The organism is Micromonospora sp. NPDC005710 (assembly GCF_040630995.1).
GTDB lineage: Bacteria > Actinomycetota > Actinomycetes > Mycobacteriales > Micromonosporaceae > Micromonospora.
This window is the reverse complement of record NZ_JBEXYP010000013.1, coordinates 166,010-192,082: the sequence shown is the minus strand read 5'-3', so window position 1 is coordinate 192,082 and position 26,073 is coordinate 166,010. Positions and strand designations below refer to the sequence as shown.

Here is a 26,073-nt window from a genome sequence, read left to right as displayed (position 1 = left end):
GCCAGCCGCCGATCAGCGGCCTGCCCAGCTGTCGATCAGCGGGTGGTGGCCAGCACCCAGCTGCGCGCCGCGCGGGTCAGCGAGAAGTATCCGCCGCCCACCAGCACCGCTCCGATGATCATCGGGGGCCAGTGCAGCGCCGCGTCCCAGAGGTTGAGGGACCAGGCGAAGAGGGCGCAGCCGGTCAGCATGGCGAGGCCCAGCAGGCCGGTCAGGCCGGCGCCCACGGCGCGTTGCGCCAGGGCCAGGCCCGGCCGGGGTGACCGCGCGCTCGCCCCGACCACCAGCAGACCGGCCACCGAGAGCAGCAGCGTGCTCATCCAGATCCAGTCGACCGAGTTGGAGAGCAGCACGTACCCGCCGGGCGGGCGAGGGCCGTCGCTCCAGCTCGCCCCGCGCCAGGTCAGATCGCCGGCGGCCACCCCCACGCCGGCGACTGCCAGCATCCGCAGGGAGAGCCCACGCAGGGCGGCCACCGCCAGCTCGGCCTGCCAGGAGGGGAGCAACTGCGACGGCGAGCCGAACTCGGCCACCGCGCGGCGCTGCGCCTCGGTGGGCGGCATCCCGCTCTCGCGGTACGCCTCGGCGGCGTCCAGCAGCCCGTGCCGGGCCTCGGTCAGCAGCTCGGACTTGAGTCGTGCCGGCCCCTGCAACCGAGCGCCCAGGCCCCGCAGGTGCTCGTCGACCACCACATCCTCAGCACGCGCCATGGCACCACACTGCCACGGACGCCGACCGGTCGACGTCCGGGAGAACCCTGGTCCGTCCCCGAGGGCGGTCAGGGGGCGAGCGCCAGGTAACCCCGTTCGGCAGCGGCCTGGAGCAACCACTGGTCCCGGTACCAGCCCGGTGCGGCGACCAGCTCCGGGTGCCGACCGCGCTGGATCACCCGGCCGCCGTCCAGGACCACGATCTCGTCCAGCTCGGCCAGCCCGCTGAGCCGGTGACTGATCAGCAGCACCGAGTGCCCGGCCGGGGTGGCCGCGAGGGCGGACGCGAGCACCGCGTCCGCGGCGCCGGGGTCCAGACCCTCGGTGGGCTCGTCGAGCACCAGCACCTGCGGCGCGGCCAGCAGGGCCCGGGCGAGTGCCAGCCGCTGCCGCTGCCCGCCGGAGAGCTGCCCGCCCTCCTCGCCGACGAGCGTGTCCCAGCCCGCCGGTTGGGCGCGGACCCAGTCCAGCAGGCCGGCGGCCGCGGTGGCGGCGGTCAGCTCGTCCTCGCCCGCTCCGGCCCGCCCGAGCAGCAGGTTCTCCCGCACCGTGGCGTGAAAGACGTACGCCTCGGCCAGCAGCCCACCGACCGCGCGGGGCAGCGTCTCCTCGGCGTACGTCGAGAGGTCGTGGTCGTTCAGGGTGACCCGGCCGGACGCGGGTCGGACGGCACCGGTCAGCACGGCGGCGACTGTGCTCTTGCCGGCGCCGCTCGGGCCGACGACAGCGATCCGGCGTCCGGCCGGCAGGTCGATGTTGACCCCGTCCAGTGCGGGTGCCGCGCCGGCCCGGTACCGCACCGTCACGTCCACGAGGCGCAGCTCGTGCGGGCCGGTCAGGTCCGTCGGACCGGTCACGGGCGGCGGGGTCGGCGGGCCCGGGTCGAGCAGGTCGGCCACCCGGGTCAGGCCGGGCCGCAGTTGCGTCCACTGCCGGGCGGCCGTGACCAGTGCCAGGGTCACCTCGACGGCGGCCAGTGTGCCGACGGCGAGGACGCCCACCAGCACTCCCCGCACGTCGGTGGCCAGTGCGACGAGCACCACCGCCGCGGCGGTCACGCCGGCGGTCAGCACGCCGACGGCGTCCACGGCGAACCCGGTGGCGGCCAGCCGACGTTCCAGCCGGGCCAGCCGGTGCGCACGCTGCTCGGCGGCGTGCAGCGCGCCGTTCGTCGCCCCGAACGCCGCCAGGTCGGCGGCACCCTGGGTGAGGTCGATCGCGTCGGTGGCCAGCGCACCCCGCAGGGGGGCCACCTCGGACGCGCTGCGGCGGGTGACGGCGGTGGCCAGCGCGGGCAGTGCCACCCCGGCAACGAGCAGCCCGACGGCGAGCGCGACGGCGGCCGGCGGTGAGATCAGCGCCGCCACGGCTACCGCCAGCACGCCGACCAGGGCCGCCGCCGAGGCGGGGACCAGCACCCGCAGCAACAGGTCCTGGACGGCCTCCACGTCGGAGACCAGGCGGCTCAGCACGTCCCCCGAGCGGTGCGTCGTGCCACGGCGGGCGGCCAGGGTGGCGAAGACCCGGGCCCGGACGTCGGTGATCATGCGAAGCACCGCGTCGTGCCCGGCGAGCCGTTCGCTGTAGCGGAACACACCCCGGCTGATGGCCAGCGCCCGGACCGCGACGATCGCCACGGTGAGGCGGTCCAGTGGAGGCTGACCGGCGGCGCTCATCAGCAGCCAGGTGGCCGTGGCCATCAGCGCGAGGCCGGCGAACTCGGTGGCGGCGGCCAGCAGCCCGGCACCGAGGAGGCGGCCCAGGTACGGCCGGGCCAGTCGCAGCACGGCCCGTTCGGCGGCGGCGGCGGCTGCCCGCCCGCCCGGCGCGGTGGCGGCCCGCCCGGGCGGTGCCGGGTCGGCGTCCGGCGTCGCCGGCCCGTGTTCGGCGGTCATCGGGTGGCCTTCCCGGTCGGTGCGGGCGTCAACTCGGTGACCCGACCGTCCTCGATGCGCAGGACCCGGTCGGCGTCGGCCAGCAACGCCGGTCGGTGCGCGACCACCAGTGCGGTCCGCCCGGCGACCAGGCGACGGGTGGCGTCGAGCACCACCGCTTCGGCCGCCGTGTCGAGTCGGGCGGTGGGTTCGTCGAGCAGCACCACCGGGGCGGCCCGCAGGAACGCGCGGGCCAGCGCCACCCGCTGCCGTTGCCCGCTGGACAGCCCGTGACCGCGCTCACCGAGCAGGGTTTCCACACCGTCGGGCAGCCCGGCCACCACGTCGTCGAGGGCGGCGTCGTGCACCGCGGCGGCGAGGGCGTCGGCCGGGGTGTCCGGAGCGCCGAGGCGGATGTTGTCGGCCAGCGAGGCGGCGAAGAGGTGCGCCCGCTGCGGCACCCAGGCGAGCTGCCGGCGCCAGGCGTCCGGGTCGGCGGTGGCGAGGTCGACCCCTCCCACGGTGATCCGGCCACTTGTCGGCGCCACGAAACCGAGCAGCAGGCCGAGCAGGGTGCTCTTGCCGGCGCCGCTGGGCCCGATGACGGCGATCCGTTCCCCGGGTCGGATGGTCAGTGTCACGTCGCGCAGCGCGGTGGTCCGCTCGTACGCCACTGTCACCCCCTCGAACCGGATCTCGGCCCGCGCGTCCGGCGTGGTGGCGCCGGCGGCGGCCCGGGGCGCGACGGGTGCGGCGGACACGGTCAACGCCTCGTCGAGCGCGGCCAGCCCTTCCATGCTGGCGTGGAAGCGGCTGCCGGCGGCCCGCAGCGGCAGGTACGCCTCCGGGGTCAGCAGCAGCACCAGCAGCGCGGTCTGCAGGGCCAACCCGCCGCCGAGCAACCGGATGCCGACCGGCACCGCGACAAGCGCCACCGAGAGGGTGGCGACCAGCTCCAGCACCAGCGCGGAGAGAAACGCGATCCGCAACGTCTTCATCGTGGCGAGGCGGTGACCGTCGGCCATCCGGCGGACCACGTCGGTCTGCGCCCGGGCCCGCCCGAACGCGCGCAGCGTGGGCAGCCCGGCCACCATGTCCAGGAAGTGCCCGCCGAGCAGCGCGAGCCGCCGCCACTGCCGTTCGGTGGCGGCCTGCGCCTGCCACCCGAGCAGCGCGCCGAAGACCGGGATCAGCGGCAGGGTCAAGGCGATGATCACCGCCGAGCTCCAGTCGGCGAAGACGACCCGGGCCAACACCGCCACTGGCACCGTCACACTGAGCACGAGCTGTGGCAGGTACCCGGTGAAGTACGCGTCCAGCGCGTCCAACCCACGCCCGGCCAGCGTGGCGATCTCACCGGCCCGCTGCCCGGCCACCCAGCCCGGCCCGTGCCGGCCCACCGCGCCGAGCAGGTCGGCCCGCAGCGTGGCCTTGACCGTGGCGGCAGCCCGCGCCGAGACGGTGCCCTGCGCCCAGACCACCGCCGAGCGGGCGCCGACCGCCACCACGAAACCGGCCAGCGCCGGTTGGTCCAGTCGGCCGTCGATGGCGGTGGCCAGCACCGACGCGAGCGCGGTGGCCTGCGCCACGATCAACCCGGCGGTCAGCACCCCCAGGAACCCGAGCACGGCAAGATCGCCCCGGGCCGCAGGGACCCGGTGCAGCAGACGCCTGTCGAACGGACGGCGGCTCACCAGTACACCGGTGCCCTACCGTCGGTCCGTCCTCGGAAAACCCACCAGCACATCGCCTGGAAGCCTAGTAGGGCCGGAAGAAGCGGCAACGCCACCCAGCCCAGCAGCCGCAGGGTCGGCGCGCTGGCGGCCGCGTCGGCCACCCGCAGCGAGGCGTCCGGGTCGGTCGTGGACACCAGCACGTAGGGCCAGAGAGCTGCCCCGACCAGCACCACCGGCAGCGCCAGGGCCGCCCCGGTGGCCACCACTGCCCACCCCGGCCGCCGCCGCGCCAGCGCCGCGCGGGCCGCCAGCAGCGCCGCCACGAGCAACACCGGCAGGAGTACGGCCACCGCCGGCCGCTGGACAGCGTCGCGTACCCGGGCGGAGAGCAGGCCCACGACGGTGGCCACGGCGACCGCGGTGAGCGCCACCGGCACCAACCGGCGGGCGGTGCGGTCGACCACTGCGGCGCCCTCGGCCGACAGGCGCAGGGTGAGGAAGGTCGCACCGTGCACCGCGACAAGGGTGACCATGGCCAGCCCGGCGGCGGCCGCGAACGGGGTGACCAGGTGCGTCACCCCGGCGACGTGCCCGTCGGCCTGCAACGGCACGCCCTGCAACAGCGCGGCGAGCAGCACCCCCCAGCCCAGCGCGGCGAGGGCGCTGCCGACCACCACCACGCGGTCCCACCGGGCGCGGACCCGCTCGTCGTCCGGTCGGCTCCGCAACTGCACCCCGACGGTGACCAGGATGACGCCGACCAGGGCGCCGACGACGGCCGGGTAGCAACCGGCGAGCAGCTCACCCTCCAGGAGGGGGAACGCGCCGAAGAGGATGCCCATGGTGGCCACCAACCAGACCTCGTTGCCGAGGAAGAACGGGCCGAGGGCGGTGAGCGCCTCCCGCCGCTCGGCCGGCCCGACGCCACGGGCGAGCAGCAGACCGACGCCGTAGTCGTAGCCGGCGAGCACCAGGTAACCGGCGAAGAAGAGGCCGAGCACTGCGTACCAGGCGAGGTCCACTGTCTACTCCTCAGATGAGGGCGGGTTCGGGGTGAGCCGGCTCGGTCGGCGGTGCCGGTGGGCGGCCGAGCGCCGGGTCGGCGGCGCCGCGCCTGGCGTGCCGGGCGAGCAGCACCCAGTTGGTGACGGCGAGGGTGCCCAGCAGCACGCTGAACCCGATGAGCGAGGTGAGCATCAGCGGTGCGCCGACCGGGGAGACGGCCTTCTCGGTGGGGAGCAGCCCGTACGCCACCCAGGGTTGACGGCCGACCTCCCGGGAGATCCAACCGAGGATCACCGCGACGAACGGCAGTGGCAGGGCGAACAGGATCAGCCAGAGCGGAAAGCGCAGCCGGATGATCCAGTCCCGGAAGAGCAGGGGCAGCAGGAGCCAGACACAGCCCAGGGTGAGACCGATCAGAATCATGAAGCCCAACCCGACGCTGGCCAACACCGGCGGCGTGTAGTCGCCGGGGCCGAACCGGGTGGTCCACTCGGCGATCAGCGCCCGGCTCTCCGGGTTGTCGCCGCCGAACTTGGTCGGCTGCACCGAGCCGACCGGGCCGAACTGGGCGAAACCGAAACCCTGCACCATCGAGACGGCCAGTGCCGCGGTGACCAGGCCGATCCGCAGAGAGGTGCGGAAGAGCGCGAAATCAGGGGTACGCCGGAGCAGGTGCCAGGCGCTGACCGCCGCCATCAGCATCCCGCCGACCAGCAGCGCGGCCGAGACCACGTGCCCGAAGGCCATGCCGAGACTGGGATTGCCGAGCAGCGCGCCGAAGTCGGTGAGGTGGGCGATTCCGTCGCGCACCTCGTAGCCGACCGGGTTCTGCAGCCAGGAGTTGGCCACCATGATCCAGAACGCCGAGACGTACGCGGTGATCGCCACGCCCCAGAGCAACGCGAGGTGGACACCCTTGCCGAGCCGGTGCCAGCCGAAGATCCACATCCCGAGGAACGTGGACTCGAGGAAGAACGCCACAAGCGTCTCGATGGCCAGCGGTGCCCCGAAGACGTTGCCGACGTAGCGCGACAGGCCACTCCAGTTCAGCCCGAACTGGAACTCCATCACGATGCCGGTGGCGATGCCGAGCACGTAGTTGATCACGTAGAGCTGACCCCAGTAGCGCGTCAGCCGCTCCCACTTTGGGTTGCCGGTGAGCACCCAGGCGGTCTGCATGCCGACCAGCAGGGTGACCAGCCCGAGCGTGACGACCACGAACAGAAAGTGGATCGAGGTCGTGGTGGCGAACTGCAGGCGGGCGAGGAGCAGGGTGTCCATGACCAGCCCTCCCTAGAGTTGGCTCCCTTGTCGTAGCCACCCTACACGTAGCTTGCCTACATGTCTGCCTACTACGCCCCGTCGTAGACAAGATTACTACGTCCCGTAGTGCTTGAAGGGGTGGCGATGGGCCGCAAGCCTCAACGCCGCCGCGTCAGGGGAGTCGGCATAACCCCAACCCCAACCCCAACCCGTCGATCATGGAGTTGTGGTGGGTGACAAAGCACTCGTATGGCAACTAATCAGGCACCACAACTCCATGATCGATCCAGTCGTGCCGCGATCTTGCACTTACTGTCCCGACATCGAGCGCATTGCGCGCTTTTCGGCCACCGAAACTGCAAGATCGGCGGGGGCGGGGCGAGGGCGTTTCTGGCGTGCGGTGCCCCGACTCGCGGTGACGGCGACATCTGGAGCGACGAACCCGGGCGCCGAGGGAGGGCTGGCAGGCCCGCCGGCCGGTGGCCAGGTCCAATTCGACGTCGGTGTGCCCGGCGGCGGCCACCACCGCGGCGAAGCACGGCAACCGATCGTCGAGGCATCGGTGTTGTGCTGGCTCTGGTGATTGGCCCGGCAGTGGGGGGCGCGGTGCCCGGTGCCCGGGTGCCCAGTGGGCGGTGCCCAGCTCCGGCTGCTCAGGTGCCCAGCTCCGACTGCTCAGGTGCCCAGCGCCCAGCGCCTTGTGCCCAGCGCCTGGACGCGCGGTGGGCGTCAGCTCAGGAAGAGGGTGACCGGGAGGGCGACCAAGGTGGTGGCGACCGCGAGGGCGGTGGCACCGAGCACCCGGGGCGGTCGGTCGCTGACGAGCAGGCGCTGCACCCGTACGTCGAGATCCCGGTCGCCCATGCCGAGCGCGCCAGCCGGGGTGATCCGGTGCCCGGCGGCCGCGAACCGGCGTAGCGCCCCCGCCAGCGGGGCGTCGGCGTGCAGCTCGCGGGCCTTGTCGTCGGCGCGCATCTCGACCAGCAGGGCGACTCGTTCGTGCGCGTCGCGCACCCAGCCGAACCATGGCAGCGTCCGGCACAGCGCGGTGAACGGCAGCAGCACCAGGTCGTGCCGCTCGTGGGCGTGCGCGCGCTCGTGGCTGAGCACCGCGGCCAGTTCGGCCCGGTCCAGCAGGCTGAGGGTGCCGGCGCTGACCACCACCTGCGGCTTGACGCCCGGCAGGCAGTACGCGGCGGCGCTCGGATGGTCCAGCACCAGCGCGCCCGGTGCGGCCGGGTCGTTCCGGGCGACCAGGGAGAGCAGGTCCCGGTGGCGCCGTTGGGCGCGTACGGTGCCGTGGATGCTGCGCACTGTCGTCATGACGAGCACCGCCCCGATGCCGAAGCCCACGCCGACGCCGGCCAGGTGGAAGGCGCCCACCCCGATCGGCAGGGTGCCGTGGGCGAGGTCGTTGGCGAGGGCGAGCAGTGCGCCGCCGGTCGGCCGGTCGTAGGCGCTCAGTCCGAGCGCCATCGGCAGGCCCATCGCGGAGAGGCCCAGCGCCAGCCCGACGGCCTGCCAGCAGACGATCGCCACCCGAGGGCTGCGCCACGTCCAGGTGGAGCGGGCCAACACCTGGGCGGTCAGATAGCACGCCAGGATCGTGGCGGCGAAGTGCACGGCGTAGGCCATGGCGTACGCCCTACCGCTCCGCGGCCTCGCCGGCGGGTCGTCGGCCCGCCGGCCCGTCCACCCGATCGGTCAGGGCGTCCGCCCCGCCCGTGTCGCCGCCGGTGGAACCCGACCCGGCCAGGCCGGCCTCGCTGCCCAGGGCCGCCCGCAGCACCTCAGCCTCGGTGCCGGTCACCGAGCGGGCGAACCGCACCAGGGCGGCGTCCCGGCTGCCGCCCAGGTCCAGGGCGTCGAGCATGAGCTGGGCGATGTGCGCCTCGCGGCTGGCGGCCGGCCGGTACCGCCAGGCCCGACCCTCCCGCTCCCGCTGCACCATGCCCTTGCCGGCGAGACGGTCCAGGACGGTCATCACAGTGGTGTAGGCCAGTTCGCGGCCATCGAGCGCGTCGGCCACCTCGCGCACGGTCACCCCGTCCGACGTGCCGGGAACCACGTCCCACAGCACGTCCATCACCGCACGCTCAAGATCGCCCAACCGAGTCACACCGCAATCCTACCCCCGGTAGTAGACCCCCCCACCCGCCCGTCCCCACCCGCCCGTCCCCACCCACCCTCGCCACCAGCGATCATGGGATTGACCGGGCGGAGAGATCGAAGCCCCCGCCAACCCCATGATCACCAGGGGTGAGATCGGCGGGACAGGACGAGCGCAGGACAAGAACAGGGATGTTGCTGCCTCCGAGGTGCAGGAGGCAGCAACATCCCTGAAGTTGCAGTGGATCCTGACCGGCCGCCGACAGCGAACCCGGATCAGCACGCCAGCGGACCCGGGCATACCCGTGCGGGGCGGACCGGTGCCGGGCCGGGCGGAACCGGCGCGGCGAGGTCAGCCGACGCCCCCGCCGACCGGCAACCCGACCCGAGGCAGAACCCCCGAGCTGACCCACCCCACGTACCCGGCCCAGGTCAGGTTTTCCGGGGGAAGCCCGCCCACGCAGGGATCAAGCCTGACCGCCCGGAGTGCGCGGGCGGGCTCCCCCGGAAAACCCAGGAGCCGGATGCGGAATCACACCCCCTTGGGGTGCCACACCGTCTTCGTCTCCAACAGCGCGGTCATCGGCGCGACCCCGGGATCGGCGGCCCAGTCGTGGTCGGCCGGGGCCGGGCGGAGCACCCGCTTGAGGTTCTCCGCCGCCTTGACCTCCAGGTCGACGGCGAGCGCGCCGTCGGTCACCCCGGTCAGGTCGATCGCGTTGACGTCCATGTGCGCGGCGAGCGTCGGCGCGGTCTCGGTGATCGCGCCGGTGAGGATGTTGACCACACCGCCGGGCAGGTCGGAGGTGGCCAGCACCTCGGCCAGCGTCACCGCCGCCAGCGGCTCACTCGGGGAGGCCGCCACCACCACTGTGTTGCCGGTGACGATCGCCGGGGCGATCACGCTCACCAGGCCGAGCAGCGCCGGGCGTTCCGGTGCGACCACCGCGACGACGCCGGTCGGCTCGGGAGCGGAGATGTTGAAGTACGGGCCGGCGACCGGGTTGGCGCCGCCGTACACCTGGGCGAGCTTGTCGGCCCAACCGGCGTACCAGACCCAGCGGTCGACGGCGGCGTCCACCTCGTCGCCGGGGATGCCCAGGGCGACGAACTGCTCGCGGCGGCCCTCCAGCATCTCGGCGGCCCGGTAGAGGATCTGACCCCTGTTGTACGCGGTCGCGCCGGCCCAGCCCTTGACGGCGGCGCGGGCGGCGACCACCGCGTCCCGGGCGTCCTTGCGGGAGGCCAGTGACACATTCGAGGACTGCACGAGATACGACCGTCCCGACTCGCTGCGCGGGAACTTCCCGCCGATGAAGAGCTTGTACGTCTTGCGTACCGCGACTCGCTCAGACATTGAGGTAGCCCTCCAGCCCGTGCCGGCCGCCCTCGCGACCGTAGCCCGACTCCTTGTACCCACCGAACGGCGACGTGGGGTCGAACTTGTTGAAGGTGTTGGCCCAGACGACGCCGGCGCGCAGCCGGTCGGCCATCCACAGGATCCGGGAGCCCTTGTCGGTCCAGATCCCGGCCGACAGCCCGTACGGCGTGTTGTTGGCCTTCTCCACGGCCTCGGCCGGGGTGCGGAAGGTGAGCACCGACAGCACCGGGCCGAAGATCTCCTCGCGGGCGATGCGGTGTGCCTGGGTGACACCGGTGAAGATGGTCGGCGCGAACCAGAAGCCCCGGTCGGGCAGGTCACACGGCGGTGACCAGCGCTCGGCGCCCTCGGCCGAGCCGGCGTCGGACAGTTCGCGGATCCGCTCCAACTGGGCGGCCGAGTTGATCGCGCCGACGTCGGTGTTCTTGTCCAGCGGGTCGCCGACGCGGAGCTGAGCCATCCGTCGCTTCAGCGACTCGAGCACCCGGTCGGCAACGTTCTCCTGGACCAACAGCCGGGAGCCGGCGCAGCAGACGTGCCCCTGGTTGAAGAAGATGCCGTTGACGATGCCCTCGACGGCCTGGTCGATGGGGGCGTCGTCGAAGACGATGTTGGCTGCCTTGCCGCCCAGTTCCAGGGTGAGCTTCTTGCGGGTGCCGGCGACCGAGCGGGCGATGGCCCGGCCCACGTCGGTGGACCCGGTGAAGGCCACCTTGTCCACGCCCTTGTGCTCGACGAGCGCCCTACCGGTGTCGCCGGCGCCGGTGAGGATGTTGACCACACCGGCCGGCAGGTCGGCCTGCTGGCAGATCTCGGCGAAGAGCAGCGCGGTCAGCGGGGTGGTCTCGGCCGGCTTCAACACCACGGTGTTGCCCGCGGCGAGGGCCGGGGCGATCTTCCAGGCGAGCATGAGCAGCGGGAAGTTCCACGGGATGACCTGCGCGGCCACGCCGATCGGCTGCGGGTTCGGGCCGAAACCGGCATGACCGAGCTTGTCGGCCCAACCGGCGTAGTAGAAGAAGTGCGCGGCGACCAGCGGCAGGTCGACGTCACGGGACTCGCGGATCGGCTTGCCGTTGTCCAGCGACTCCAGCACTGCCAGCTCACGCGAGCGTTCCTGGATGAGCCGGGCGATCCGGTACAGGTACTTCGCCCGGTCCCGGCCCGGCATCGGACCCCAGACCTTGTCGTACGCCTTGCGGGCGGCGCGCACCGCGCGGTCCACGTCCTGGGCGCCGGCCTCGGCGACCTCGGCGAGCACCTCCTCGGACGCCGGGTTGATCGACTTGAAGTTGCCTCCGTCGGCGGGGTCGACGAACGTGCCGTCGATGAACAGCCCGTACGAGGGTTTGAGGTCCACCACCGAGCGGGACTCGGGGGCGGGGGCGTATTCGAACATCGGCTATCAGTCCAGGGTGAAGTAGTCGGGACCGGAGTAGGTGCCGGTCGTCAGCTTGGTGCGCTGCATCAGCAGGTCGTTGAGCAGGCTGGACGCGCCGAAGCGGAACCAGTCCGGGTCCAGCCAGTCCGGGCCGACGGTTTCGTTGACCATCACCAGGTACTTGATCGCGTCCTTGGTGGTCTTGATGCCACCGGCGGGCTTCACGCCCACCTGCCGTCCGGTCGCCTCGCGGAAGTCGCGGACCGCCTCGAGCATCACCAGGGTCACCGGCATCGTCGCCGCGACCGGGACCTTGCCGGTGGAGGTCTTGATGAAGTCGCCGCCGGCCAGCATGGCCAGCCAGGAGGCCCGGCGGACGTTGTCGTAGGTGGCCAGCTCGCCGGTCTCCAGGATCACCTTGAGGTGGGCGTCCCCGGAGGCTTCCTTGGCGGCCACGATCTCGTCGTAGACCTCCTTGTACCGCCCGGCCAGGAACGCTCCCCGGTTGATCACCATGTCGATCTCGTCGGCGCCGGCCGCGACGGCGGCCCGGGTGTCGGACAGCTTGATCTCCAGCGGCGCCTGACCCGACGGGAACGCGGTCGCCACGCTGGCCAGGTGAACGGCGCTTCCGCGCAGCACTTCGGCCACGTACGGGACCATCGCCGGGTAGACGCAGACCGCGCCGACGTGCGGGCAGGACGGGTCGGCCGGGTCCGGGCGGAGGGCCTTCGCGGCGAGCGCGCGCACCTTGCCGGGGGTGTCCGCCCCTTCCAGGGTGGTCAGGTCGACCATCCGGATCGCCAGGTCGATAGCCGCCGCCTTGGCGGTTGTCTTGATGGAGCGGGTGCCGAGCTGTGCCGCCCGCTGCTCCGCGCCGACCTGGTCCACGCCGGGCAGGCCGTGCAGGAAGGTCCGCAGAGCGGTCTCGGATCGTCCCAGCTCGGAGAGCTCCGACCGGGCCGACGTCGTTGTCGCCGTCATGGCGAGAAGTCTACGCACCGGACCGCCGAGTGATCTTGCTCACGAGCGGGCATGGACGCGTCGACGTGAGCGACGTCCCTGGTCCGCCCGCACCCGCACCGTCGCGCGCTACGGACCGGTAGGTTGAGCGATCGTGGACGTACACGTCATTGACCACCCGCTGGCCCAGTCCCGGTTGACTGCCATGCGGGACGCGCGCACCGATTCCTCGACGTTCCGGGCGGCACTGCACGAACTGACCACCATGCTGGTGTACGAGGCGGCGCGCTCTTTCCCCGTCGAGCGGTACCCGGTGCAGACGCCGGTCACCGGCACCGAGGGCACCCGGCTGGCCAACCCGCCGCTGCTGGTTCCGGTGCTGCGCGCCGGGCTGGGCATGGCGGACGCCGCACTGGGCCTGCTGCCCGAGTCCTCGATGGGTTTCGTGGGCCTGGCCCGCGACGAGGCGACCTACGAGCCCCGCGCGTACATGGAGTCGCTGCCGCGCGACCTGGCGGGGCTGCCGGTGCTGGTGCTCGACCCGATGTTGGCGACCGGCGGTTCGCTGGAGCACTGCTGCCAGCTGCTGGCCGACCGTGGGTGCACCGACATCACAGTGCTCTGTGTGCTCGCCGCCCCGGTCGGCATCGAGCGGCTGGAGCGCTCTGGTCTGCCGTTGCGCCTGGTCACGGCCTCGATCGACGAGGGGCTCAACGACCGCATGTTCATCGTTCCCGGGCTCGGCGACGCCGGTGACCGCCAGTTTGGTGGCATGCCCCGCTTCTGAGGTGGTACCCGGTCGGTGCCGGGTCCGGCGGGTCCGTGCGCGGGATGCGCGGACCCGCTACCGTCTCCGGCCATGACTGGTGTTGCGCTCGCCGAGGAGTTACTGCTCCTCGCCTACGACGACACGACCGGCAAGGCGACCATGCCGCGGATCAGCCTGGATCTGGGCATGGCCGCCGCGGTGCTGGTCGAGCTGGCCCTGGCCGGCCGGATCGCGTACGCCGACGGGTCCCTGACGGTGAACGACCCGACGCCGACGGGCGAGCCGTTCAGCGACGACGTTCTCAGCCGTATCGCCGCCGACACCCCGCACACCCCGGCGTCCTGGGTGCAGCGCCTGCGGCACGGCCTGCGCGACCGGATCCTCGCGGACCTGTGCCGGCAGGGTGTGGTCAGGGACGTCGACGAGACCGAGTTGGGTTTCATCCACGTGCATCGCTACCCGGTGGTCGACACCTCCGTCGAGGCGGAGACCCGGCAGCGGTTGGCCGAGGCGCTGACCGGCGCGGCAGCCCCGGACGAGCGGACCGCCGCCCTTGCCACCCTCGTCGTGGTGCTCCGGATGGAGTCCGCGCTCGGGGTCAGCGGGGAGGCCGCGGCAGACGCACGCCGTCGGTTGACGGAGATCGCCACCGGCGCGGGGTTCTCCGGCGAGGTAAGCACCGACGATTCGGTGGTCCGCCCGTCGGTCGGCCTGGTCGTCGCAGCCCTGGCCACGGCCGTCGACCAGGCGCTCGGCAAGCGCGTCTGACCGTCGGCCTGCGCGTCTGTGCGTCGGAGGCATCACGTCCCTGCCGCCCTTTGCTCTGCACCCGTATCTGCGCCACTGCCGGCGGGTGGTGGCTGCGGCACGGTGGCCGCGCCGTGGTGGCCGCAGCGGCCGCCGCGTGGTCGGCGACGCCTGGTCAGCGCCGTTAGGCGGCCGCAGCGTTTGCGGCCGGCCCATGGCGCATCCGCGGGTGCAGAGCAAAGGCGACGTGCCGGGTGGACGGGTCCTTCGGCGGTCGGATGCCGAGAGCGCCGCAGCGCTGCGGTCGCCCCATGGCGCATCCGCGGGTGCAGAGCAAAGGCGACGTGCCGGCTGGACGGGTCCTTCGGCGGTCAGATGCCGAGAGCGGCGCCGACCTCGGCCCGCAGCCCGACGACCGCCTGTGCCGCCCGGCTGCGGGCCGCCGGAACGTCACCGTCCACGACCGGTTCCACCACCTCGAGGTACGCCTTGAGCTTCGGCTCGGTCCCGGACGGGCGGATCACCACCCGGGCCGCCCCGGTCCGCAGGATCACCACGTCCGACTCGGGCAGCAGGTCCCGGACGCTGTCCACCGGTTGCCCGAGCAGGGTGGCCGGAGTGTCCGCCCGAATCCGGGCCATCGCGTCGGCGATGATCCGCAGGTCGTCCACCCGGGCGGAGAGTTGGTCGGTGTGGTGTACGCCGAACTCGGCGGCCAGTTCGTCCAGCCGGTCGGTCAACGTGCGACCCTGCGTCTTCAGGCCGGCCGCCAGCTCGGCCACGGTCAGCGCAGCGGTGATGCCGTCCTTGTCCCGGACGTGGTCCGGGGCGACGCAGTAGCCGAGCGCCTCCTCGTAGCCGAAGACCAGCGGCGCGCTCCCGCCACCGGCCCGCACGATCCACTTGAAGCCGGTGAGCGTCTCGTCGTAGGGCAGCCCTCGGGCCGCGCACATCGCCCGCAGCAGTGACGACGACACGATTGTGGTGGCGTAGAGCCCGGTCACCCCCCGGCGCATGAGATGGTCGGCGAGCAGGACGCCGACCTCGTCGCCGCGCAGCATCCGCCAGCCGTCGCGGTCGTCCCGCACGACCACCGCGCAACGGTCGGCGTCCGGGTCGTTGGCGATGGCGAGGTCCGCCCCGGTGGAGTCGGCAAGGGCGATCAGCCGGTCCACCGCACCGGGCTCCTCCGGGTTGGGGAACGACACTGTGGGGAACTCCGGGTCCGGTTCGGCCTGGTCGGGCACCACCCCGGGGGTGGGGAAGCCGGCGCTGGCGAAGGCGGCGGTGAGCACCGCCGCGCCCACCCCGTGCAGCGGCGTGTACGCCACCGTCAGGTCGCGTGGCCCGTCCGGGTCGATCACCGCGGTGGCCCGTGCGACGTACGAGGCGACCAGGTCGTCGCCGAGCACCTGACCGGGCCCGCCCAGCGGCACCTCGGTCAGCGGCCCGACCGATCGGATGGCCGCCTCGATGCCCGCGTCGGCCGGTGGCACGATCTGCGCGCCGGCTCCCAGTTCGCCGCCCAGTTCCGCGCCCAGGTAGACCTTGTAGCCGTTGTCCTGTGGCGGGTTGTGGCTGGCCGTGACCATCACTCCGGCGACACCGCCGAGGTGCCGCACGGCGTACGCCAGCACCGGGGTGGGCAGCGGACGGGGCAGCAGCAGCGCCGGGCGGCCAGCACCGGTGGCCACCCGGGCGGTGCGCTCGGCGAACTCCCGGGAGCCGTGCCGGGCGTCGTACCCGATCACCAGCGGGCCGGTGCCAGAGTGAGTCGCGAGCCAGGTGACCAGGCCGGCAGCGGCCTGGGTGACCACGGCGAGGTTCATGCCGTTCGGGCCGGCGCGCAGCGGGCCGCGCAGGCCCGCCGTGCCGAAGGTCAGCGGGCCGGCGAACCGGTCGGCCAACTCCGGGGCGCTCGCGGGCAGCCCGTCGAGCACCGCCGTCAGCTCGTCCCGGCTGGCCGGGTCTGGGTCGTCGGCCAGCCAGCGCCGGGCTTGCTCGCGAATGTCGTCGATGTCAGTGCTGTCCGCCGCCATGCCCCTTGATAGCACGGCGGCGGATCACCCCTGTGGGTTCCCTCCGGGTCAGCCGTCCCCGGTGAGCTGGAACGTCCTCGCCATCTCGTCGAAGATCGGCTTGCTCTCCCCGAACTTGGCGTCCGTGGCGGTGAGGTAGAACGAGTACGCCTTGCCGTCCTGCGCCACGCCCCGCCAGACGCCGTGCCGCATCGCGTCACCCGCGCCGCAGGTGTACTCGAACTCGGCGGCCGGCTTGCTGGCCAGCTCGGTGTCACCGGAGGAGATCTGGTTGTACGGCTTGACGCAGGAGGTGCTGCGCGTCTTGAGGCCGTTCTCGGCCGTCTCGGCCCACCTGGTGGAGCTGCTTGTCCACTTCTCGGTGATGATCCGGACCTTGCGGCCGCTGTCCGCCGGGTCGATGTAGTCGGTGTACGAGCCGCCGGTGCTCTTCTTCCAACCCTTCGGCACCATGACCTGGATCCCGCGGGCCGAGTGCTCCTGCATCTCGAGCGTGGGTGCCGCCGGGGCGGACGCGCTGGGCTGCGCCGCCGGCGTGTTGGGCGCGGCGTCGTCGCCGCCGGAGAGCGCCACCGCGGTGATCAACAGCACCACCACCAACCCGCCGGCCGCGGCGAGCTGCACCTTGCGCGGCCAGCCCTTCACAGTGGTGACGAGCTGACCCCCGGTGGCCCGGACCTTGTCCAGCGCGCTGCCGCCCGACGCTGCGGGTGTGGTGGCCCAGGGCTGGCCGGTGCCCGGCACCGACCACTGGTTGCCGCCGCCGTAGGTGCCACCGATGCGCTGGGTGGCCTCCGGTGCGCTGCCGTACCCGACCTGCTGGGTGGCGTCGGCCGGGCTGCCGTAGCTGACCGGCTGGGTCGCGTCGGGGCGCCCGCCGGCGTCCACCCGCTGGGTGGCGTCCGCGCTGCCGCCGTACGTGCGCCCGGTCGCCGGCCGGCCCGGTGCCGGCATCGCTCCGGTCGGCGTGTGCAGTGGGCCGGCCAACGCGTCGGCGCTCGTCTCGTCGAGCCCGCCGGTGGTGCCGGCCGGGCCCGCTGCCTGGGGGCGCTGGCCCTGACGCAGCGAGGCCAGACGGTCGGTCAGGGACTCACCAGGGGCCAGCATCGCCGGGCCACCGATCTGGCTGTCCGGCTTCGGCTCCGGCTGGGGCGGCGGGAGGACGGGAACGGGTCGCAGCTGCACCGGCACCACGGCGTACGGGTCGGTGACCGAGTGCACGGACGTCGCCGTGCTGCCCAGCGGGCCGGCGAGCAGCTCGCGCAACATGGCCCGGGAGGTGTGCACGTCGAGTCGACGCGCCGGGTCCTTCTCCAGCAGACCCATCAGCACGCGGGTCAGCGGGCCGCTGCGCTGCGGCGGGGCGGGCGGGTCCTCCACCACGGCGTGCATGGTCTCGATCGGGTCGCCCTTGTCGAACGGGGGGCGCCCCTCGACCGCGGTGTAGAGCGTCACACCCAGCGAGAAGAGGTCGCTGGGCGGGCCGAACTCCTGGCCCATGGCCCGCTCGGGGGAGATGAAGTGCGGCGAGCCGAGCACCATGCCGGGCGTGGTCAGCTGCACGTCGGTGGGCATCCGGGCGACCCCGAAGTCGGTGAGCACACACCGCCCGTCGGTGCAGATCAGCACGTTCGCGGGTTTGACGTCGCGGTGCAGCACACCTATCGCGTGGGCGACCTCCAGCGCGCCGAGCAACGCGATGCCGATCTTGGCGACGGCGCGGGGCGCGACCGGCCCGTCCTCGATCACCATGTCGGCGAGGCTGCGGGCGTCCAGCAGCTCCATCACGATCCACGGTCGGCCGGCCTCGGTGACCACGTCGTACACCTGCACGACGGCGGGGTGCTGGATGGCGGCCGCGGCGCGGGCCTCGCGCAGGGTGCGTTCGTACATCGCGTCACGGTCGCTGGGGGCCAGCCCCGGCGGCAGGACGACCTCCTTCACCGCCACGTCACGGCGTAGCAGCGTGTCTGTGGCGCGCCACACCGTGCCCATGCCGCCGTTGCCCACCGAGGACCGCAGCGAGTACCGGCCACCAATTGTGGTGCCGGGCGCCGCTCGTCCGTTGGCGGGACTGACTGGTCCGCCGCTCCACGTCGGGATCTGAGTCACAGAAAAGCCACCGGGGGAAATCGAGGGGGGCTGGGACACAACCCCCCTATCTTGCTGGTTCCGACGCCCGATGCGAAAGCCGACGCGACGGACGTTTGTCGAAGTCGACAGAACGTGCCCTGTCGTTCACCACCGGTCGACAGCTCGGGACGCACTGTGCGGTATCCCTCACGCGACGACGTGGCCAGGCGTCCTACCATCCGGGGATGAACCAACGGCGGTCAAGTGAGTCCGGTTTCCCGATCAACGGCGTCTACACGGAGGCCGACCTTCCGGAAGACCTGGACTCCCGGCTCGGCGGCCCGGGCGAGTTCCCGTACACCAGGGGTGTCTACCCCACCATGTACACCTCCCGCCCGTGGACGATGCGCCAGTACGCCGGCTTCGGCACCGCCACGGAGTCCAACGGGCGGTACCACCAACTGTTGCGGGCCGGCACGATGGGCCTCTCGGTCGCGTTCGACCTGCCGACCCAGATGGGCTACGACTCCGACGAGCCGATCGCGCACGGCGAGGTCGGCAAGGTGGGCGTCGCGATCGACTCCATCGAGGACATGCGGCTGCTCTTCGCCGACATCCCCCTGGACAAGGTGTCCACCTCGATGACGATCAACGCGCCCGGTTCGGTGCTGCTGCTGCTCTACCAGCTCGTCGCCGAGGAGAACGGGGTGCCGGGCACTGCGCTCAACGGCACCATCCAGAACGACATCCTCAAGGAGTACATCGCCCGGGGGACGTACATCTTCCCGCCGAAGCCGTCGCTGCGCCTGGTGGCCGACACGTTCGCGTACTGCCGCCAGGAGGTGCCGAAGTGGAACACCATCTCCATCTCCGGCTACCACATGGCGGAGGCCGGCGCGACGCCCGCGCAGGAGATCGCGTTCACCCTGGCCAACGGCGTGGAGTACGTGCGGGCGGCGCTCGCCGCCGGGCTCGCCGTGGACGACTTCGCGCCCCGGCTGTCGTTCTTCTTCGTGGCCCGCACCACGCTGCTGGAGGAGGTGGCGAAGTTCCGCGCCGCCCGGCGGATCTGGGCCCGGCTGATGCGCGACGACTTCGGCGCCAAGGATCCGAAGTCGATGATGCTGCGGTTCCACACCCAGACCGCTGGCGTGCAGCTCACCGCGCAGCAGCCGGAGGTGAACCTGGTTCGGGTGGCGGTGCAGGGGTTGGCCGCCGTGCTCGGCGGCACCCAGTCGCTGCACACCAACAGCTTCGACGAGGCGATCGCGCTGCCCACCGAGAAGGCGGCCCGGCTCGCGTTGCGTACCCAGCAGGTGCTGGCCTACGAGACGGACCTGACCGGCACCGTCGACCCGTTCGCCGGCTCGTACGTGGTGGAGGCGATGACGGCCGAGATCGAGGCCGCCGCCGTCGAGTTGATGGAGCGGGTGGCCGACCACGGCTCGGCGGTGGACGCGATCGAGGCCGGGTTCCAGAAGCGGGAAATCGAGCAGTCCGCGTACCGGATCGCCCAGGAGATCGACTCGGGGGAGCGGGTGGTGGTGGGGCTCAACCGGTTCACCGTGGACGAGGAGGAGCCGTACGAGCCGCTGCGGGTCGATCCGACGATCGAGGCGGCACAGGCCGACCGGCTGGCCCGGCTGCGCGCCGAGCGGGACGCGGACGCGGTGTCGCGGGCGCTCGCCGATCTTCGCGCCGCCGCCGAGGGCTCTGACAACGTGTTGTACCCGATGAAGGAGGCCCTGCGGGCCCGGGCGACGGTCGGCGAGGTCTGCGGGACGCTGCGTGAGGTGTGGGGGCTGTACCGGCCCACGGACCGCTTCTGAACGCGGTCGGGGCCGGCCTTCGGGCGCGGTGTGCCCGGAGGGCTCAGCGGGTACCCGGTCGGTTGAGCCGGGACGCACACCGTGTGCGCCCACGGTGATCGGCTGCGTGTGAGCGTCCTTCCCGGCTCGTTGCGGAGTGTGGTCGGCTAATTGTCGGAGTGTCAGTTCACCACCCCGACTAATGCGACAATTTGGCAACGGCGCTCCGACTGGTGCCGGGATTCGGGACCGCCGCAATCGGTTACGCGTTGTAGGAGGTGAGGGGCTGATGACGGCGTTCGACCGTGATCTACCTGCTGTCCCACGCCTTGACGAGCGCCCCCAGCAGGGCATACGTGACTCTTCGCGGTCCGATCATTACCGTAACGAGGTTGCGCAGCGTCACCGTCGGAGGTCTAGGCTGTCTGCTGTCCCCGATGATCCATCCATTTCTAGTGATCGAGATATCGACGTGACGAGTGCGTTGACGCTGCCCACGAGTGGCCAGCTGGCGTCGTCCTGGCCGGAGACGCCACCGGGATCCCAGCCCCTGCCCCGCGAGCTTGACCACCTTCTCGCGCTCCGGGTACCGGGGCTGATCGCCACGCGCCGTCACCTCCACTCGCACCCTGAACTCTCCGGCAACGAGTTCGAGACCGCCGCGCTCATCGTCCGGGAGCTGTCGCTGCTCGGACTGAACCCGCGCCTGCTGCCCAAGGGCAACGGCGTGATCTGCGACGTCAACGGCGTGCCGGACGGCCCGGTCGTGGCCCTGCGCGCCGACATCGACGCCCTGCCCCTGGCCGATCCCAAGGACGTCCCGTACCGGTCGACCGTCGAGGGCGTCTGCCACGCCTGCGGGCACGACGTGCACACCTCGATCCTGCTCGGCGTCGGCATGCTGCTCGCCCAGCTCGCCGACCTCGGTGGGCTCGACGGCCGGGTCCGGCTCATCTTCCAGCCGGCCGAGGAGATCCTGCCCTGCGGTTCGCTGGAGGTGATCGAGGCCGGTGGCCTGGACGACGTGGTGCAGATCTTCGCGCTGCACTGTGACCCGAACCTGCCGGTGGGTCAGGTCGGCCTGCGCGTCGGCCCGATCACCGCGGCCGCCGACAACGTGACCGTCCGACTCTCCGGCCCGGGTGGGCACACCGCCCGCCCCCACCTGACCGTCGACATGGTCGACGCGCTCGGTCGGCTGATCACCGAGGTGCCCGCCCTGGTCAGCCGCCGGGTGCCGGCCAACAGCGGCCTGCTGCTGGTCTTCGGCCACGCCTCGGCCGGCACCCGCTACAACGTCATCCCGTCCGAGGCGAGCGCCTCCGGCACCCTCCGGGTGATGGACCGCGACACCTGGGAGCTGGCACCGAAGATCGTCGCTCAGGTGGTGCGGGACGTGATCGCACCGACCGGCGCGACTGTCGACCTGGAATACCTGCGCGGCCGGCCGCCGGTGAGCAACGACGCCCGCGCCATCCAGGTGCTGACCGCCGCCACCTCCGCCGCACTCGGCCCGGACGGGGTCGCCGAGACACCGCAGAGCATGGGCGGCGAGGACTTCTCCTGGTACCTGGAGTACGTCCCCGGCGCCCTCGCCCGGCTCGGCGTGGGTCGCACCGGCCCCAACGTCGACCTGCACCGGGCGAGCTTCGACGTGGACGAGCGGGCCATCCCGGTCGGCGTCCGCGTCATGGTGCAGACCGCGCTGAGGGCACTGGCTGCGGCGCGCTGACCGGCGCGACCAGCGCCGGGGCCTTGCGCCGTCGGCGCAGCAACACGAGCAGCACCACGACTGGTACGCCGAACGCCACCAGCCAGGGCAGCAACGCGCCCAGCACCGTGAGCAGGACGGTCATCGAGATGACGAACGCCTTCCAGCCGCCCCTGAGCCCGACCAGGAAGCCCGTCTCGGCCTTCTCGTCGGTGGCCTTCGCGGCCGGCCCGGCCAGCGAGACGGTGATCGTGGAGAGTGCGGTCAGGTCGGCCAGGCGTCGCTTCTTGGCCTCCAGCGACGCCAGGTCGGCCTCCCGGCGGCCCAACTCGTTCTCCAACGACACCAGGTCGGTGATCGAGGAAGCCCGGGCCAGCAACCGGCGGGCGCTCTCCACCCGCGCGCGCTGACTGGTGATCCGGGCGTCCAGGTCGACCGTCTCCTCGGTGACGTCCTGAGTGTTGATCTCCCGGCTCTGCTGGCGACCGAGCTTCGCGATCTCCTCGACCACGGCGGTAAACTGCGCCGCCGGTACGCGTAGCTCCAGTTCGGCCACCGCGTCGTCGTCGTCGGCACTACGCCGCTCGTCGCCACCGACGAAGCCGCCGGCCCGGGTGACCACGGTGGTCGCCTCGCGGGCGGCCGAGTCCACATCGTTCACCTGCACCCGCATCGTTCCGGTGTAGATGATCGCCCGCTGGTCGATCCGCAGATCCGGCGCTCCGGCGCCGGCCCCCTCCGGTGCGCCGGCGGCGGCGTCCCGGCCCGCCTCGCCCCCGTTGGCTGCCGGCGCCTCGGCCGCCGAACCCGCGGTGTCCTTCGAGCCGCTGTCGCCGGCACCGCATCCCGTCAACACCAGCGCAGCCGCCAGTGTCGTCGCCGCCAGCAGCGCACTGCGGTGTCGTCCCACCTGTCCGTCCATCCCCGCTCCCATCGTCGTCAACCGGTGTGGCGATAGCTCGGACGCGACGCGCACGTCGGCTGGTTCCGGCAGACTGCGCTGAGGACGTCACGATTCGATAATCGAGGAGTCACGATGCGGCTCACCAAGTACGCCCACTCCTGCCTTCGGGTGGAGCACGACGGGGGAGTGCTCGTCGTCGACCCGGGGGTGTTCAGCGACGCCGCCTCGGCGCTCGACGGTGCGGACGCGGTGCTGATCACCCACGAACACCCGGATCACCTCGACCTGGCAGCGGTCCGCCTCCAGCTCGACCGCCAGCCGTTTCCGATCCACGGGCCCGCCGCGTTGGCCGCGACCCTGGGCGACGCGGCGGACGTGCTGCGCCCGGTCAGCGCCGGTGAGTCGTTCACCGCCGCCGGGGTGGCAGTGCGCGCCTACGGGGGGCGGCACGCCGTGATCCACCCCGACATCCCGGTCATCGACAACCTCGGCTATCTGATCAACGACGTGGTCTACCACCCGGGTGACTCCCTGGTGGTGCCCGACGAGACACCGGTCGACACGCTCTTCGCGCCGATCCACGCGCCCTGGTCGAAGTTCTCCGAGGTGCTCGACTTCATCCGCGCGGTAGCGCCGCGACGCGCGTACGCCGCGCACGACGCGTTGCTCAACGACAACGGCCTGGGCGTGCTCGACCGGCAGTACACGGCGATGTCCGGCACCGAATACCAGCGTCTGGAGCCCGGTAGCCGGGTGGACGTCTGACCCGATGCCCGGCCTCTCCGCGGAGCTGGTGCAGCAGCTCTACCGCACCCCACCGGACCGGTTCGTGGCCGCCCGGGACGCCGCCGTGGCCGAGGCCCGCCGGGCCGGCGACCCGACCACCGCCCGGCAACTGGCCCGGCTGCGTCGTCCGACGGTCGCCGCCTGGCTGGTGAACCTGCTCGCGATCCGTCGTCCGGAACTGGTGGCTGATCTGGTGCAGCTCGCCGACGCCCTGCGAGTCGCCCAGCGGGAGCTGCGCGGGCCTCGACTGCGGGAGTTGTCGGCGCAGCGGCGGGCGGTGGTCGGCGCACTGGTCGCCGAGGTCCGCAAGCTCGCCGCGGCCGAGCAGGACGCGCCACCGGCGAGCCGGCTGCCACTGGCCGAGGTGGAGGCGACGCTCAACGCGGCGTTCTCCGACGTCGAGGTCGCCGAGCAGGTGCGGGCGGGTCGTCTGCTGCGGGCGGCCAGCTACGCCGGTTTCGGTGAGGTGCCCCGCCCACAGCTACGGCTGGTGACCGGGGAGGACGAGGATCGCGAGGCGGAACGTCCGGCCCGCCAGCCCGGCCCCCAGCGGGGGCGTCCGGAGGCGGCGCCCCGCACGGATCGGGCGGCCGAGCGCGCCGAGCAGGCCGCTCAGCGGGCGGCCCGTGCCGAGCGGGCCCGGCAGCGCCGTGCCCTGGACCGGGAGTTGGTGAAGGCCAAGGCTGATCAGGAACGGGCCGAGTCCGAGTTGACCGAGGCGACCGGGCAGGAACGCGACGGTGCGGCGGTACTCGATGGTCTCGAGGCCGAGCTGGCCGAGCTGGAGCGGCGGCGCGCGGTCGCCGAGCAGGATCTCAGCCGGGCCAAGCTCGCCCGGCGTGCCGCCGAGCGGGCGGTCACAGTGGCCCGGCGACGCGCCGGCGAGGTCGAGGCGGCGGTGGAGGCACTGGCGGCCGAAGAGGGGAATGCGGACGCTGGCGGTGGCGCGGCAGACTGAGCATCGATGGACGACGACGAGTGTGCGGGTCGTGACTGGCGGGTGGCCCCGGGTCGGGTCGTGGTCGGCGGCTCGGGCTGCCCGAGCGGGGCAACGCGGTGACTCCGGAGCAGGTCGCTGCCGCCAGTAAGCCTGTCGTGCTCAACCTGGGCGACGCCTTCAGCCGGGACCCGACCACGTTGCGCCGGGCTCGACTGCTCGGCATCTCCGGTTGGGCCTTCTACATCAGCGGCCGGGCCGGCGCTCTCGGCGGTGTGCGGGCCGAGACGGCCGCCGCCGCTCTCGGCTTCATCGCCCCGGACGCGGTCGCCGACGGTTGGGACGCCGCCGCCCGGGTGGTCCCGCCGTTCGAGGTGGCCGCCGCGAGTCTCGCCGAATGCTGCCGGTGGGGTGCCCAGCAACTCGGCCCCCTGCCCGGCACCGAGCGTCTGTCGGCGCTCGTCGAGCGGGCCGTGGTGGCGGCGGAGGCCAGTGGGATGCCACTCTTCGCCGCGTGGCGGGCCATGCCGCTTCCGGACCTCTCGCCTGGGGCCCGCACTGCGGCCGGGCTGCGGCTGCTCCGGGAACACTTCACCGGCGCCTACCTCCTGGCCGTACGCGCCGCCGGGATGTCCCCCTTGGAGGCCGTGCTGGCCGGGCCGGAGGGCGAGGCCGGGGCGGTGGCCTGCGGCTGGCCGCCGCCGTACCCTCCGATCGGGCCGCTGGTGCGCCGCCGACTCTGGGCGGAGGCGGTGACCAACCGGTTGGCCGCGCCGGCGTTCAGGGCCCTCGGTCCCGCCGACGGCGCGGAGTTGGTGGAGTTGCTGCACCGCACCCGGGTCGACCTCGGCTGAGCCTCCCGCCGGCCGGAAAATGGGCGGCGTGCGAGCCGGTCGGCTGCCAGGATGTCCTCCCGTGACCCTTCCCGCTGGTTGGACGACGCGCCGGCCCACCCTCGACGACGTTCCGGCGATCCTCGCGGTGGTGCACGCCGCCGACACGTTCGCCATCGGCCATCCCGACTTCGACGCCGAGGATGTCGCGGCGTCGCTGACCGCCCCCCACGTCGACCCGACCCGGGACTGCTGGCTGGCCATCGACCCGGACGACACGGTGGTCGGCTGGGCGACGCTGGACAACCCGACCGGGGTGGGCCGGGAGTTCGTGGAGGTCTACGTCGATCCGGTGCGGGCCGCCGCCATCCGGGCGCCGTTGCTGGTCCGCCAACTGGACCGGGTCGCGGAGCGCGCTGCCGAGCGGCGGCTGCCGTCGCTCACCGTCCGCTGCGCGGTCTTCGCCCCGGAACGTGACTGGGAACACACCCTGCGCGGGCTCGGGTTCACCCTCGTCAAGCGGTACGTCCGGATGAGCCGACAGTTGGACGACCTTCCCGTCGAGCCGGCCGGCTCACCGGCGGTGACGGTGCGCACGGTCCGCCCGGACGACGAGACCGACCTGGTCGAGTTCCACCGGATCTACGAGGCCGCCTTCGGCGACGCCCCGGACCACGAACCGCTGTCGTACGAGCGGTGGCGTGCCCGGATCGGCGACCTGACCGCCTGGGACGAGTGGTTCGTCGCCGAGGTCGACGGGGTGCCGGTCGGCGCGTTGCAGTCCTCGGATCAGGCGCTCGACCAGCAGTCGGGCTGGGTGAAGAGCCTGTCGGTGCTGTCCGCGTACCGGCGTCGGGGGGTGGGCGCGGCGTTGCTGCGTCGCGCCTTCGCCCGCTACGCCGAGAAGGGGCGGCAGGCGGCCGGCCTGGGCGTCGACCTCACCAACCCGACCGCCCCGCTGTCGCTCTACCGGGCGGTGGGCCTACGGGAGACCCAGTGGACCGACATGTACGAACTGTCCGTACCGGCGGCCGGTGTGTGATTGACGACGCCGAGCGGGCCCGATCGGCGTTCCGGTCGACGGCGGTAGCACACTTGTGGGCG

At 72.6% G+C, this 26,073-nt stretch carries 21 protein-coding genes; 8 read left to right on the top strand and 13 right to left on the bottom strand.

Going from position 1 to position 26,073, the window contains the following annotated elements; all coding sequences use genetic code 11:
* Positions 1-35 precede the first annotated feature (35 nt).
* The 10 genes from ABZ406_RS19480 to deoC form a co-directional block, all read right to left on the bottom strand.
* Entirely contained in the window at positions 36-710 is a 675-nt protein-coding gene (locus tag ABZ406_RS19480; RefSeq protein WP_357763318.1) for a permease prefix domain 1-containing protein, read from the bottom strand.
* A gap of 68 nt (positions 711-778) precedes the next feature.
* Positions 779-2,605 (bottom strand): thiol reductant ABC exporter subunit CydC, encoded by a 1,827-nt coding sequence (gene cydC / locus ABZ406_RS19475; RefSeq protein ID WP_357763315.1) that lies wholly within the window; start codon positions 2,603-2,605, stop codon positions 779-781.
* Entirely contained in the window at positions 2,602-4,278 is a 1,677-nt protein-coding gene (gene cydD / locus ABZ406_RS19470; RefSeq protein ID WP_357763312.1) for a thiol reductant ABC exporter subunit CydD, read from the bottom strand. The genes cydC and cydD overlap by 4 nt, the downstream gene beginning before the upstream one ends.
* Positions 4,275-5,282 carry a cytochrome d ubiquinol oxidase subunit II gene (locus ABZ406_RS19465; RefSeq protein WP_357763311.1) on the bottom strand — a complete coding sequence of 336 codons (1,008 nt, stop codon included), beginning with the start codon at positions 5,280-5,282 and terminating at the stop codon, positions 4,275-4,277. Before ABZ406_RS19465 ends, cydD begins: the two co-directional genes overlap by 4 nt.
* Before the next feature lie 10 nt (positions 5,283-5,292).
* Positions 5,293-6,546 carry a cytochrome ubiquinol oxidase subunit I gene (locus ABZ406_RS19460; protein WP_357763308.1) on the bottom strand — a complete coding sequence of 418 codons (1,254 nt, stop codon included), beginning with the start codon at positions 6,544-6,546 and terminating at the stop codon, positions 5,293-5,295.
* A gap of 711 nt (positions 6,547-7,257) precedes the next feature.
* Positions 7,258-8,163, bottom strand: a complete 906-nt coding sequence (locus ABZ406_RS19455; RefSeq protein ID WP_357763305.1) for a M56 family metallopeptidase — start codon at positions 8,161-8,163, stop codon at positions 7,258-7,260.
* Between the two features lie 10 nt (positions 8,164-8,173).
* Positions 8,174-8,647: a BlaI/MecI/CopY family transcriptional regulator gene (locus ABZ406_RS19450; protein ID WP_357763302.1), complete on the bottom strand. Its 474-nt coding sequence runs from the start codon at positions 8,645-8,647 to the stop codon at positions 8,174-8,176.
* Between the two features lie 522 nt (positions 8,648-9,169).
* Complete coding sequence (locus ABZ406_RS19445) at positions 9,170-9,994, bottom strand: aldehyde dehydrogenase family protein (RefSeq protein WP_357763299.1); 825 nt, start codon at positions 9,992-9,994, stop codon at positions 9,170-9,172.
* On the bottom strand, positions 9,987-11,417 hold the full coding sequence (locus ABZ406_RS19440; RefSeq protein WP_357763296.1) for an aldehyde dehydrogenase family protein: 1,431 nt from the start codon (positions 11,415-11,417) through the stop codon (positions 9,987-9,989). The genes ABZ406_RS19445 and ABZ406_RS19440 overlap by 8 nt, the downstream gene beginning before the upstream one ends.
* Positions 11,418-11,423: 6 nt before the next feature.
* A complete protein-coding gene (gene deoC, locus ABZ406_RS19435) occupies positions 11,424-12,383 on the bottom strand; it encodes a deoxyribose-phosphate aldolase (RefSeq protein WP_357763293.1) in 960 nt (319 codons plus the stop codon).
* Between the two features lie 133 nt (positions 12,384-12,516).
* Between deoC and upp the strand changes: the two genes are divergently transcribed.
* A complete protein-coding gene (gene upp / locus ABZ406_RS19430; protein ID WP_109819875.1) occupies positions 12,517-13,149 on the top strand; it encodes a uracil phosphoribosyltransferase in 633 nt (210 codons plus the stop codon).
* Positions 13,150-13,221: 72 nt separating this feature from the next.
* Complete coding sequence (locus tag ABZ406_RS19425) at positions 13,222-13,899, top strand: GPP34 family phosphoprotein (RefSeq protein WP_357763290.1); 678 nt, start codon at positions 13,222-13,224, stop codon at positions 13,897-13,899.
* Positions 13,900-14,249: 350 nt separating this feature from the next.
* Here ABZ406_RS19425 and ABZ406_RS19420 read toward each other — a convergent pair whose 3' ends face one another.
* On the bottom strand, positions 14,250-15,917 hold the full coding sequence (locus ABZ406_RS19420) for a phospho-sugar mutase (protein ID WP_357763287.1): 1,668 nt from the start codon (positions 15,915-15,917) through the stop codon (positions 14,250-14,252).
* Positions 15,918-15,965: 48 nt separating this feature from the next.
* Positions 15,966-18,029 carry a protein kinase gene (locus tag ABZ406_RS19415; RefSeq protein WP_357763285.1) on the bottom strand — a complete coding sequence of 688 codons (2,064 nt, stop codon included), beginning with the start codon at positions 18,027-18,029 and terminating at the stop codon, positions 15,966-15,968.
* Between the two features lie 206 nt (positions 18,030-18,235).
* On the opposite strand from ABZ406_RS19415, the gene ABZ406_RS19410 reads away from it, so the two are divergent.
* Together ABZ406_RS19410 and ABZ406_RS19405 are read left to right on the top strand one after the other, a co-directional pair.
* Positions 18,236-19,819, top strand: coding sequence for a methylmalonyl-CoA mutase family protein (locus ABZ406_RS19410; protein ID WP_357763283.1), 1,584 nt, complete (start codon positions 18,236-18,238; stop codon positions 19,817-19,819).
* A gap of 451 nt (positions 19,820-20,270) precedes the next feature.
* Complete coding sequence (locus tag ABZ406_RS19405; protein ID WP_357763280.1) at positions 20,271-21,530, top strand: amidohydrolase; 1,260 nt, start codon at positions 20,271-20,273, stop codon at positions 21,528-21,530.
* Here the strand turns inward: ABZ406_RS19405 and ABZ406_RS19400 are convergent.
* Positions 21,487-22,452, bottom strand: a complete 966-nt coding sequence (locus ABZ406_RS19400; protein ID WP_357763277.1) for a DUF4349 domain-containing protein — start codon at positions 22,450-22,452, stop codon at positions 21,487-21,489. The genes ABZ406_RS19405 and ABZ406_RS19400 overlap by 44 nt on opposite strands.
* Positions 22,453-22,545: 93 nt before the next feature.
* On the opposite strand from ABZ406_RS19400, the gene ABZ406_RS19395 reads away from it, so the two are divergent.
* The 4 genes from ABZ406_RS19395 to ABZ406_RS19380 all read left to right on the top strand — a co-directional run bounded on the left by ABZ406_RS19395 (position 22,546) and on the right by ABZ406_RS19380 (position 26,011).
* Positions 22,546-23,178, top strand: coding sequence for an MBL fold metallo-hydrolase (locus ABZ406_RS19395; RefSeq protein WP_357763274.1), 633 nt, complete (start codon positions 22,546-22,548; stop codon positions 23,176-23,178).
* A 4-nt stretch (positions 23,179-23,182) separates the two neighbouring features.
* Positions 23,183-24,157 (top strand): hypothetical protein, encoded by a 975-nt coding sequence (locus tag ABZ406_RS19390; RefSeq protein ID WP_357763271.1) that lies wholly within the window; start codon positions 23,183-23,185, stop codon positions 24,155-24,157.
* A 98-nt stretch (positions 24,158-24,255) separates the two neighbouring features.
* A complete protein-coding gene (locus tag ABZ406_RS19385; RefSeq protein WP_357763268.1) occupies positions 24,256-24,990 on the top strand; it encodes a hypothetical protein in 735 nt (244 codons plus the stop codon).
* A gap of 61 nt (positions 24,991-25,051) precedes the next feature.
* A complete protein-coding gene (locus tag ABZ406_RS19380) occupies positions 25,052-26,011 on the top strand; it encodes a GNAT family N-acetyltransferase (RefSeq protein ID WP_357763265.1) in 960 nt (319 codons plus the stop codon).
* The last annotated feature ends 62 nt before the right edge of the window (positions 26,012-26,073 follow it).

Bases quoted from the DNA above. Each gene is read 5' to 3' on its own strand.
- ABZ406_RS19480 (WP_357763318.1), bottom strand. From the start codon at position 710: ATGGCGCGTGCTGAGGATGTGGTGGTCGACGAGCACCTGCGGGGCCTG.
- cydC (WP_357763315.1), bottom strand. From the start codon at position 2,605: ATGACCGCCGAACACGGGCCGGCGACGCCGGACGCCGACCCGGCACCG.
- ABZ406_RS19460 (WP_357763308.1), bottom strand. From the start codon at position 6,546: ATGGACACCCTGCTCCTCGCCCGCCTGCAGTTCGCCACCACGACCTCG.
- ABZ406_RS19455 (WP_357763305.1), bottom strand. From the start codon at position 8,163: ATGGCCTACGCCGTGCACTTCGCCGCCACGATCCTGGCGTGCTATCTG.
- ABZ406_RS19445 (WP_357763299.1), bottom strand. From the start codon at position 9,994: ATGTCTGAGCGAGTCGCGGTACGCAAGACGTACAAGCTCTTCATCGGC.
- ABZ406_RS19440 (WP_357763296.1), bottom strand. From the start codon at position 11,417: ATGTTCGAATACGCCCCCGCCCCCGAGTCCCGCTCGGTGGTGGACCTC.
- deoC (WP_357763293.1), bottom strand. From the start codon at position 12,383: ATGACGGCGACAACGACGTCGGCCCGGTCGGAGCTCTCCGAGCTGGGA.
- ABZ406_RS19425 (WP_357763290.1), top strand. From the start codon at position 13,222: ATGACTGGTGTTGCGCTCGCCGAGGAGTTACTGCTCCTCGCCTACGAC.
- ABZ406_RS19420 (WP_357763287.1), bottom strand. From the start codon at position 15,917: ATGGCGGCGGACAGCACTGACATCGACGACATTCGCGAGCAAGCCCGG.
- ABZ406_RS19410 (WP_357763283.1), top strand. From the start codon at position 18,236: ATGAACCAACGGCGGTCAAGTGAGTCCGGTTTCCCGATCAACGGCGTC.
- ABZ406_RS19395 (WP_357763274.1), top strand. From the start codon at position 22,546: ATGCGGCTCACCAAGTACGCCCACTCCTGCCTTCGGGTGGAGCACGAC.
- ABZ406_RS19390 (WP_357763271.1), top strand. From the start codon at position 23,183: ATGCCCGGCCTCTCCGCGGAGCTGGTGCAGCAGCTCTACCGCACCCCA.